The sequence below is a fragment of the Escherichia sp. MR genome (assembly GCF_005280595.1).
Classification (GTDB): Bacteria; Pseudomonadota; Gammaproteobacteria; order Enterobacterales; family Enterobacteriaceae; genus Escherichia; species Escherichia ruysiae.
The window spans coordinates 1-10,914 of record NZ_SZVK01000078.1 but is presented as its reverse complement, the minus strand read 5'-3'; the positions used below and the strand labels follow the sequence as shown (position 1 = coordinate 10,914).

Here is a 10,914-nt window from a genome sequence, read left to right as displayed (position 1 = left end):
GTGGTGGGTGATGACGGGATCGAACCGCCGACCCCCTCCTTGTAAGGGAGGTGCTCTCCCAGCTGAGCTAATCACCCGATACTACGCTGGATACTACTTAAAGTGGTGGGTCGTGCAGGATTCGAACCTGCGACCAATTGATTAAAAGTCAACTGCTCTACCAACTGAGCTAACGACCCACTTTTGCGTTGCTTTCGAGTTGTTTGATATCCCGTGGCAACGGCGGCATATATTACTGATTTCAGATTTGAGCGCAACAAAAATTTCGATGGAGATCACTCAACTGCTTATGATTCGCACGACACGACCAGAAATAATGCGACTTCTGGTCGTGTGTTATGCATTACATCGCGTTCAGACGTTTTTGCGCCTGTTTTGCGCCATCAGTCCCAGGGTATTTACTGATAACCTGCTGGTACACGGCTTTCGCTTTCGCGGTGTCACCTTTGTCCTGCATGATGACGCCAACTTTAAACATCGCATCCGCAGCCTTCGGTGACTTCGGATAGTTTTTCACCACCGAAGCAAAATAGTAGGCCGCATCATCTTTCTTACCCTTGTTGTAGTTTAACTGACCCAGCCAATAATTGGCGTTTGGCAGGTAAGTTGAATCAGGGTAATTTTTGATGAAATTCTGAAATGCCACCATTGCGTCATCCTGGCGGGATTTATCCTGTACCAGCGCAATAGCTGCATTGTAATCCGTGTTTGCATCGCCGCTTTTCACCGGCGCGCCAGCATTCGCAGTACCTGCATCAGCTGTTGGCTTCGTTGATGCCGCAGCACCGCTTTGATCGCCGCTGGTTGATTGCGCCGCTGCGCCACCGCTGCTGAGGCTATCGATCTGCAACAGGATCTGCTTTTGCCGCTCCACGACCTGATTCAGTTGATACTGATTTTCCTGAATCTGACCACGCAGGGAGTCAATATCGGACTGATTATCAGAGAGTTGTTGCTGGAGTTGGGTTAAAAGCTGGCTGTGAGCATTAGAAATACGCTCAAGTTGAGTGACGCGGTCTTCGACCGAGCCAGAGCCGACACTACTGATTGGTGCCTGAGCAAAAGCGGCCCAGGGGGCCGCTATACCAACCAGTAACGACAGACTCAATAGTTGATGTCTGAAGTTACTGCTCATGCAATTCTCTTAGTAAACCAGTACCGCACGACGGTTTTTGGAGTATGCCGCTTCGTCATGACCCAGTACTGCAGGTTTTTCTTTACCGTAAGAAACGATGGAGATCTGGTCTGCAGAAACGCCTTTACCCTGCAGGTACATCTTAACGGCGTTCGCACGACGTTCACCCAGGGAGATGTTGTATTCCGGAGTACCACGTTCGTCCGCGTGACCTTCTACGGTGACTTTGTAAGACGGGTTGCTACGCAGGAAGTTTGCGTGTGCATCCAGCATTTGAGCGAAATCAGAACGGATATCGTACTTGTCCAGATCGAAGTAAACGATGTTGTTCTGCTGCAGCTGTTGCATTTGCAGACGAGCCTGCTCTTCGGAAGACATATTGCCGTTGCCGCCGTTCGCATCCATACCAGTGCCGGCACCCAGCATGCCTTCGCTGCCGTCATTGCTGGCGTTCTTATTGGAAGAACATGCCGCAATTGCCATAACAGGCAGAGCGATCATCAGCCCTTTCAGCACTTTGTTCAGTTGCATTTCAATGATTCCTTTACTATTCAATTAATTATTATCACAGATACGGCGACCAGGCAGGGAATTTGACCTGTCCATCAGTTGCCGGAAGACGCGCTTTGAAACGCCCATCTGTAGAAACCAAATTCAGCACGGATCCCATCCCCTGAGAAGAGCTGTAGATTACCATAGTGCCGTTAGGTGCCAGACTTGGCGTTTCATCCAGGAACGTTGACGACAGAACTTGTACGCCTCCCGTTACCAGATCTTGTTTGGCAATGTGCTGCTGTCCACCATTGGAGCTGACCATTACCATAAATTTACCGTCGCTGCTGACATCCGCATCCTGGTTCTGCGAACCTTCCCAGGTAATACGTTGTGGCGCACCGCCGTTGATATTCACTTTATAAACCTGCGGACGACCGGCCTGGTCAGAAGTGAAAGCCAGGTTCTGGCTGTCCGGGAACCAGGTCGGTTCGGTGTTGTTGCTGCGACCATCAGTCACCTGACGAATCTGACCAGAAGCTAAATCCATTACGTACAGGTTCAGGCTACCGGTTTTCGACAGAGCGAATGCCAGCTTGCTGCCGTCTGGCGAGAATGCAGGCGCACCATTGTGACGAGGGAATGAAGCTACCTGACGTACAGCGCCATTTGCCAGCGTCTGGATGACCAGCGCGGAACGACCGCTTTCGAAGGTGACATATGCCAGTTTAGAGCCATCCGGTGACCACGCCGGAGACATCAGCGGCTGCGGTGAGCGATGAACCACAAACTGGTTGTAACCGTCATAGTCAGATACGCGCAGTTCATACGGGAACTGACCGCCATTGGTCTGAACAACGTAGGCAATACGGGTACGGAACGCACCTTTAATGCCGGTCAGTTTTTCAAACACTTCGTCACTGGCGGTATGACCAGCATAACGCAGCCATTGCTTGTTAACTTTATATGAGTTCTGAGCAAGTACAGTACCCGGCGCACCGCCGGTATCAACCAGCTGATAAGCAACATTGTAAGAGCCGTCAGGATTCGGAGTGACCTGACCTACAACGACAGCATCAATGCCCAATGCAGACCATGCAGCAGGTTGAACTTCTTGCGCACTACTCGGCTGCTGTGGCAGACGAGCGCGATCTAACGGATTAAACTTACCGCTGTTACGCAAGTCAGCAGCAACGATGCCACCAATATCTTCGGGTGCCGCGCCAGGACCTGCCCACTGGAAAGGAACTACACCAATAGGACGACCGGAATCTACACCGCTGTCGATCACAATGCGGACTTCAGCGTGCAGAACTGATGCCCACAGTATGAGAAAACCAAATGCTACTCGTAATGCCTGCTTCATCATATCTCCCTTATCTGGACAGATAGCCCACGATAATTTAGCAGAATGTTAACAAACTCAAATACACAAAACTACCAGAACCCAGCGACAACCGATGTTTGATGTTAACCGCCGTGACGGTCAACATCGCGATTACGGCTTGAAGTCCAATGGTGCGTTTTTGAACACTTCATATACTGCCTGGCTTGGTGGTTTCGGGATCTTCGCAAGTTTAGCTGCTGCCAACGCAGCCTGACAAAGTGCGGGATCGCCACCTTCAGGTTTGATATCCAGTAACATACCATCTGGCGCCAGTTTTATGCGCAGCGTACAGGTTTTGCCTGCATAGGACGATGCGTCATAGAACTTACTTTCGATAGCAGATTTAATCTGCCCGGCATAGTTATTGATATCTGCGCCTGATGCGCCATTGTTTTTAGTATTACCACTCCCGGCAGGCGAAGCATTGTTCCCTTTCGCCCCACCACCGGTTTTCGGTGCATTCTTACCAGAGCTTAGCTCACCGAAAATATCATCTGCCTCTGCGGCAGCTTTTGCTGCAGCGGCTTTTTCAGCGGCTGCTTTTGCCGCTGCCGCTTTTTTGTCTGCGGCGGCTTTTTCTGCAGCTGCTTTCTTATCAGCAGCAGCCTTTTCAGCAGCCGCTTTTTCTGCTGCTTTTTTCTCGGCTGCGGCTTTCTCTGCTGCCGCTTTCTTATCAGCAGCAGCTTTTTCTGCCGCTGCTTTCTTCTCAGCTTCGGCCTTCGCTTTTTCAGCAGCTTCGGCAGCCGCTTTTTTTCTCGCTTCTGCTGCTGCGGCTTCTGCTGCTTCCGCCTTCTTCTTCTGCGCCGCAGCAGCTTTAGCGGCTTCAGCCTCGGCTTTTTTCTGTGCTTCAGCAGCGGCTTTGGCGGCTTCTGCTTCCGCTTTTTTCTTCGCGTCTGCAGCCGCTTTCTTCGCAGCTTCTGCGGCTGCTTTGGCATCCGCTTCGGCCTTCGCTTTGGCATCTGCTGCCGCTTTCGCTGCCGCCTCTTCCGCTTGCTTCTGCTTTAACTCGGCCTGTTTAGCGGCTTCTTCAGCCTGCTTTTTCTGTTCCTGAGCAGCTAACCGCTCTTTCTCAAGTTGCTTCAGGCGTTCCTGTTCAGCCGCTTGTTTCTCACGCAGTTCTTCAGCAGCCTGCTGTTCCTTCATCTTGCGCTGCTCTTCGGAACGCTTCGCGCTTGATTCCTGGCTTTGCATACGTTTGTACTGCTCAACTACCGCACCTGAGTCAACCATTACCGCGTCGATGGACGAACCACCGCCGCCTCCGGCTGAAGCTTCTATATTCTCATCGAACGAACTCCAGATCAGCGCCGCAAATAAGATGACATGCAGCACTGCTGAAATAATTATCGCCCGCTTGAGCTTGTCGTTTTGTTCGGTTGCCTTTGACACTCTCGGTTCCCAAAAACTGTTCGCCTGTTACCCGCTCTCTTTCAAGCAAGGGAAACGCAGATGCTTAGATAGGCTGCGTCATTAAACCAACCGATTTCACACCCGCACTATGTAACAAGTTCAGTGCTTTAATTATTTCATCGTAAGGCACATTTTTTGCGCCACCGATCAGAAAGACCGTTTTCGGATTAGCCTTGAAACGGCTGGACACTTCCGCCACCACCTGCTCTGGGGGTAAACGCTCCAGACGATCTTTCTCAACCACCACGGTGTACTGACCAATACCAGACACTTCAACAATCACTGGCGGGTTATCGTTACTGCTCACCGCCTGCGATTCAGTAGCGTCTGGCAGATCGACCTCCACGCTCTGGGTAATGATGGGCGCTGTCGCCATAAAGATCAGCAACAGCACCAGCAGTACGTCCAGCAACGGAACAATGTTGATTTCGGACTTGAGATCGCGACGACCTCGTCCACGCGCTCTGGCCATGGCTTACCCCTTGTTGCTCTCACTAACGGTAAACGCCTGGCGGTGCAGAATCGCGGTAAACTCTTCCATAAAGTTGTCGTAATTCAGTTCCAGTTTGTTTACGCGCTGGTTGAGGCGGTTATAAGCCATTACCGCTGGAATTGCGGCGAACAGACCAATTGCCGTCGCAATCAACGCTTCTGCGATACCGGGCGCAACCATTTGCAGCGTTGCCTGCTTCACTGCGCCAAGAGCGATAAAGGCATGCATGATCCCCCAGACTGTACCAAACAGACCAATATATGGACTGATGGAACCTACCGTACCGAGGAATGGAATGTGCGTTTCCAGATTTTCCAGTTCACGGTTCATCGAGATACGCATCGCTCGTGAGGCCCCTTCTACTACGGCTTCCGGCGCATGGCTATTGGCACGATGCAGGCGCACAAATTCTTTGAACCCGCTGTAAAAGATTTGTTCCGAACCAGTGAGATTATCCCGTTTTCCCTGGCTCTCCTGATAGAGGCGAGAAAGTTCGATTCCAGACCAGAATTTATCTTCAAACGCTTCGGCTTCACGCGCCGCAGCGTTCAGAATACGGGTCCGCTGGATAATAATGGCCCAGGATGCGATTGAAAAACCAATCAAAATCAACATGATAAGTTTAACCAGAAGGCTAGCCTTCAGGAACAAATCAAGGATATTCATGTCAGTCACTGCTTAAACTCCGCGACAATAGACTTAGGAAGCGCACGAGGCTTCATTTTGAGTGGGTCAACGCAAACAATCAGAACCTCGGCTTCATTCAGCAGAGTATTCTCAGCGTTGACAATACGTTGCGTGAAAACCAAAGAGGTGCCACGCATTGATGTTATTTCAGTCTGTATTTCGAGCATATCGTCGAGCCGTGCAGGTGCGTAATATTCCACCGTCATTTTACGTACCACGAAGGCAACACGCTCAGCCATCAGCGCCTGTTGACTGAAGTGATGGTGACGCAGCATCTCTGTGCGTGCTCTTTCATAAAAAGCGATGTAACTGGCGTGGTACACCACACCACCGGCATCGGTATCTTCATAGTAGACGCGAACCGGCCATCGAAACAGCGTTGTATTCACTTTACATCCCGGTAATGCAACAAAAGTTAGAACTTTTAAACGCTGCTACTATACGCGTGCGATTGAGGTTTGGGAATGAGGGCAAGTTAAGGGAGCGTAAAAATTTATGGACTGTTGAAGGTCCATAAATTTTTAAAGAGAATTCTGATTTAAAAGAAGAAGAAAATCAGCCCGACAATGAGAACAATATCGGCAAGCAGTGGGCAAAAAATCCCTTGCCAAAGAACCTTCTGCGGACGAAAACCCACGCCGTGAATCACGCCAGCACAGACGGCCCACATCAGCAATAAACCATGCCAGATTTCCAGTTCACTGGTCTTCGCGGCGAAACGTGATGGATCCCAAAACATACATCCTGCTAACAGAAGCGCCATCACGAAGGAAAGCGCCCGCAGAGGGCGCTTGTCCATTACCGCATACAAGGTTGCGATAATCTTGCTCATTAGCTGTCTTCTTGACCGGCTTTACCTGATTCGATGTGCTCAAGCGCCAGCGCGGTGATTACCCCAAATGAACAGGCAAGAAGCGTTCCCAGAATCCATGCGAAATACCACATTATTAGCTCCTTACTTAGTACAGAGAGTGGGTGTTACGTTCAATATCTTCTTTGGTGATACGTCCGAACATTTTCCAGTAACACCAGATGGTGTAGAGAAGAATGATCGGAACCAGAACCACCGCAACCCAGGTCATGACGTTAAGAGTCAGCTGGCTGGAAGTTGCATCCCACATTGTCAGACTTGCGTTCATCATGGTGCTGGACGGCATCACAAACGGGAACATTGCGATACCGGCAGTCAGGATAATGCAGGCCAGCGTCAGGGAGGAGAACACAAACGCCCATGCGGCTTTATCCATACGTGCAGTCAGGATGGTCAGCAGCGGCAGAACCACACCCAGTGCCGGAATAGCCCACAGAATTGGCGTGTTGTTGAAGTTAACCAGCCATGCGCCAGCTTCACGAACCACTTCTTTATTCAGCGGGTTAGAGGCTGCGTAATGGTCCATTGTCGATTTCACGACATAACCATCGATACCGTACATCACCCATACGCCAGCCAGTGCGAAGCAGACCAGTGTCACCAGCGCCGCCACCTGAGCTGTTGCACGGGTACGCAGGTGCAGTTCGCCCACGGTACGCATCTGCAGATAGGTCGCGCCCTGAGTAATGATCATCCCTACGCTCACCACACCTGCCAGCAGGCCGAACGGGTTAAGCAACTGGAAGAAGTTACCGGTGTAATACAGACGCAGATACTCATCAACGTTGAACGGTACGCCCTGCAACAGGTTACCGAATGCTACGCCAATCACCAGCGGTGGAACGAAGCTACCTACGAAGATGCCCCAATCCCACATGTTGCGCCAACGGGTGTCTTCAATCTTGGAACGGTAATCAAAACCGACCGGACGGAAGAACAAAGACGCCAGCACGAGGATCATCGCGACATAGAAGCCGGAGAACGCAGCGGCATAGACCATCGGCCAGGCAGCGAACAGCGCGCCGCCTGCGGTGATCAGCCATACCTGGTTACCGTCCCAGTGTGGCGCGATAGAGTTAATCATAATTCGACGCTCGGTGTCGTTACGACCGAGGAAACGGGTGAGCATCCCCACCCCCATGTCGAAACCGTCAGTGACTGCAAAACCAATCAGCAGAACGCCAACCAGCAGCCACCAGATAAAACGCAATACTTCATAATCGATCATTTGACGACTCCTGTCTTAGCGTGCCGGCTGAGTAGTCGTTGAAGACTGCTCAAAGTGATAGCGACCGGTTTTCAGGCTGCTTGGGCCAAGGCGTGCAAATTTGAACATTAAGAACAATTCTGCCACCAGGAACAGGGTATACAGGCCGCAAATCAGCACCATCGAGAAGATGAGATCGCCTGCAGTCAGCGACGAGTTCGCTACTGCGGTAGGCAACACTTCACCGATAGCCCACGGTTGACGACCATATTCAGCAACGAACCAGCCCGCCTCTACAGCAATCCACGGCAGCGGAATACCGTACAGCGCAGCGCGCAGCAGCCATTTTTTCTCGCCAATGCGGTTGCGGATGACACTCCAGAAGGAGAGCGCAATAATTGCCAGCAGCAGGAAGCCACACGCCACCATGATACGGAACGCGAAGTACAGCGGCGCTACACGTGGAATGGAGTCTTTGGTTGCCTGTTGAATCTGCGCTTCAGTCGCATCTGCCACGTTTGGCGTATAGCGTTTCAGCAGCAGACCGTAACCGAGGTCTTTCTTCATGCTATTGAACTGGTCACGTACAGCCTGATCGGTGGAACCAGAACGCAGTTGTTCGAGCAGAGAGTACGCTTTCATCCCGTTACGAATACGTTCTTCGTGCTGCACCATCAGTTCTTTCAGGCCGATAACCGGTGTATCCACGGAACGCGTTGCGATAATACCCAGCGCGTAAGGGATCTGGATCGCAAATTTGTTCGTCTGCTCTTCCTGATCAGGAATACCAAACAGAGTAAAGGCGGCAGGCGCAGGTTGAGTTTCCCACTCGGCTTCAATAGCAGCCAGTTTGGTTTTCTGCACATCGCCCATTTCGTAACCAGATTCATCACCCAGAACAATAACAGACAAGACGGCAGCCATACCGAAGCTGGCAGCGATAGCAAAGGAGCGTTTTGCGAAGGCGAAGTCACGACCTTTCAGCATATACCATGCGCTGATACCGAGGATGAACATCGCGCCAGTCACATAACCAGACGCTACAGTGTGAACGAATTTCACCTGAGCAACCGGGTTAAGCACCAGCTCGGAGAAGCTCACCATCTCCATACGCATAGTTTCGAAATTGAAATCGGACGCGATTGGGTTTTGCATCCAGCCGTTCGCAACCAGAATCCACAGTGCGGACAGGTTTGAACCGAGCGCCACCAGCCAGGTGACACACATATGCTGAACTTTACCCAGACGATCCCAACCGAAGAAGAACAGACCTACAAAGGTGGATTCGAGGAAGAAGGCCATCAGACCTTCGATTGCCAGCGGCGCACCGAAGATATCTCCCACATAGTGGGAATAGTAAGACCAGTTAGTCCCGAACTGGAACTCCATGGTCAGACCGGTTGCCACACCCAGAGCAAAGTTGATACCAAACAACTTGCCCCAGAACTTGGTCATATCTTTATAAATCTGTTTGCCGGAAAGGACGTAAACCGTTTCCATGATGGCCAGCAGGAACGCCATACCGAGCGTCAGCGGCACAAAAAGGAAGTGGTACATCGCGGTCAAGGCAAACTGTAAGCGCGACAGTTCGACTATATCTAACATCATGACTCCTTGCTCATCGCATGAAGACTCCGAGAGTGAACCCCGTTAGAAAGGGTCACACGCATGCCCCAATACAAAATTATTTGCTCGCCCCTACCGTTGCCATTTCATCAAAAGAGGAAAGACAATGATAAAAAAGTTACAAATATGTTAATGAATAAACCAAATTGATCCCGTAATTATATTACGCCGCAAAATCCTTACAATAAACAGGTTTTTATTGAGCAAAATTGCATTTTTCGACAGTGATCAATTTATAGCGAAATTGTCACCATCTCACCAATTTGATCTACGACAATTTATCTCGTTTTGCAGATTTTTTTCAAGAATTAAAAATTGATTTATATCAAAATCAATCGGATATGTTAATTATGTGTAAATCATGAGCCACTAGTAATTTTATTGTTAATTTATTGTAACCAAATAACACAGTAAAATTACCAACATGGAAATATATAGATAAAAAACCAGTATTTTATTTAACAGAGCCGCCTTATCGGCTTTTTGTAATCCTAATTGATTAGAGTAGCCAATTTGTTGCTATTTCACATAACAAATTTTTATCAAAGTTAATTGATTGTTGTCTTTATGAGCAACATACTGTAAATCCGTCACTTATTGTTTTTCTGGTAATAATCACGAAAAGAAATAGATGTCTTCGGTATAGTCAGATAGAACAAGAATTTTCAAAAGAAATTATATATGGTATTGATATTTCCCGATCGGTATTCAATGATTCGCTCAACGATTGAAAATCAAGAGAAATTGTTATAGCAGTGATACGAAACAACCAAACGGAATTATAACCAGGCGTTAGAAAACACCGGATATTCTCGGATACACGCTACCTTGTCTAAAAAATATTAACTCTCTGCCTTACAGAGGACTCCCCATGAAGAAAGCAACACATGTGATTGGCGTTGATGCGATTGTACTCTCCTCTATCTATGGATATAGCGATATCGACTCATCAAGCATGAACTGAGTGATATTCAGCTCCATATGAGCAGCAGCGATTTCGCCGTTGGAATCAAGGTTGTTCTGCAACATCTAATAGATTGCTTTAATCTGCCTGTTTTGGCTGTGTAATATTCTTAATTTAACCATTTGAATATGATGATATTGTAAGATGTCAGAAATTTAATTATCTGGAGATACAGCTTTACGACTACTGAACCTTAAAGTAATAGTTGATAATTCAGTAGTACATCGAGTGATATATCTAATTATATTAAAAAAGTTTTTTATACAATCGCATTGTAAAGAAGCACCAGCTACTTATAAAGCCCCCAAAAAAAATATATATTAATTCATACTGAAATAATATTTTCGACCGTAGTTCACGTTTGAAATGATTAATGACCTGCGCCTCTCACGCAGGTCAAATCAGGAAACTGTGTAACCGGAAAATAAAATGTTCGTAAACAGTGGGCATCATCAGTTGCCCTCAAAATACAGCTGATTTACATTTTTGCTTTTACACGTGCGATAGCTTCTTCATAAGAGGGCTTATTTTTTTCCGCATACGACAGTTGATAATGCTGCAAGGCACTGATGAATCCCCTAATGATTTTGGTAAAAATCATTAAGTTAAGGTGGATACACATCTTGTCATATGATCAAATGG

At 48.6% G+C, this 10,914-nt stretch carries 11 protein-coding genes and 2 tRNA genes; all 13 read right to left on the bottom strand.

The annotated features are described in order from the left end of the window. Position 1: 1 nt before the first annotated feature. Positions 2-77 (bottom strand) — tRNA-Val (locus FC814_RS21190). A 26-nt stretch (positions 78-103) separates the two neighbouring features. Then, positions 104-179, bottom strand: a tRNA-Lys gene (locus FC814_RS21185). Positions 180-343: 164 nt separating this feature from the next. Continuing rightward, positions 344-1,135 (bottom strand): cell division protein CpoB, encoded by a 792-nt coding sequence (cpoB, locus tag FC814_RS21180; RefSeq protein WP_137326424.1) that lies wholly within the window; start codon positions 1,133-1,135, stop codon positions 344-346. A 9-nt stretch (positions 1,136-1,144) separates the two neighbouring features. Further along, the gene (pal, locus tag FC814_RS21175; RefSeq protein ID WP_001295306.1) at positions 1,145-1,666 is read right to left on the bottom strand and encodes a peptidoglycan-associated lipoprotein Pal; all 522 of its coding nucleotides are present in this window, start codon (positions 1,664-1,666) and stop codon (positions 1,145-1,147) included. A 34-nt stretch (positions 1,667-1,700) separates the two neighbouring features. Then, positions 1,701-2,993, bottom strand: coding sequence for a Tol-Pal system beta propeller repeat protein TolB (gene tolB, locus FC814_RS21170; protein ID WP_137326425.1), 1,293 nt, complete (start codon positions 2,991-2,993; stop codon positions 1,701-1,703). 132 nt (positions 2,994-3,125) lie between these two features. Continuing rightward, positions 3,126-4,403, bottom strand: coding sequence for a cell envelope integrity protein TolA (gene tolA / locus FC814_RS21165; protein WP_137326423.1), 1,278 nt, complete (start codon positions 4,401-4,403; stop codon positions 3,126-3,128). Between the two features lie 64 nt (positions 4,404-4,467). Next, positions 4,468-4,896: a colicin uptake protein TolR gene (tolR, locus tag FC814_RS21160; protein ID WP_000090099.1), complete on the bottom strand. Its 429-nt coding sequence runs from the start codon at positions 4,894-4,896 to the stop codon at positions 4,468-4,470. Positions 4,897-4,899: 3 nt separating this feature from the next. After that, positions 4,900-5,592, bottom strand: coding sequence for a Tol-Pal system protein TolQ (tolQ, locus tag FC814_RS21155; protein ID WP_000131314.1), 693 nt, complete (start codon positions 5,590-5,592; stop codon positions 4,900-4,902). Beyond that, positions 5,589-5,993: a tol-pal system-associated acyl-CoA thioesterase gene (gene ybgC / locus FC814_RS21150; protein WP_001098372.1), complete on the bottom strand. Its 405-nt coding sequence runs from the start codon at positions 5,991-5,993 to the stop codon at positions 5,589-5,591. Before ybgC ends, tolQ begins: the two co-directional genes overlap by 4 nt. A gap of 149 nt (positions 5,994-6,142) precedes the next feature. Beyond that, complete coding sequence (gene ybgE / locus FC814_RS21145) at positions 6,143-6,436, bottom strand: cyd operon protein YbgE (protein ID WP_000034602.1); 294 nt, start codon at positions 6,434-6,436, stop codon at positions 6,143-6,145. Continuing rightward, entirely contained in the window at positions 6,436-6,549 is a 114-nt protein-coding gene (cydX, locus tag FC814_RS21140; protein WP_000270281.1) for a cytochrome bd-I oxidase subunit CydX, read from the bottom strand. The genes ybgE and cydX overlap by 1 nt, the downstream gene beginning before the upstream one ends. 14 nt (positions 6,550-6,563) lie before the next feature. Then, a complete protein-coding gene (gene cydB / locus FC814_RS21135; protein WP_000568271.1) occupies positions 6,564-7,703 on the bottom strand; it encodes a cytochrome d ubiquinol oxidase subunit II in 1,140 nt (379 codons plus the stop codon). Between the two features lie 15 nt (positions 7,704-7,718). Continuing rightward, positions 7,719-9,287 (bottom strand): cytochrome ubiquinol oxidase subunit I, encoded by a 1,569-nt coding sequence (gene cydA, locus FC814_RS21130; RefSeq protein ID WP_010345240.1) that lies wholly within the window; start codon positions 9,285-9,287, stop codon positions 7,719-7,721. Positions 9,288-10,914 lie beyond the last annotated feature (1,627 nt).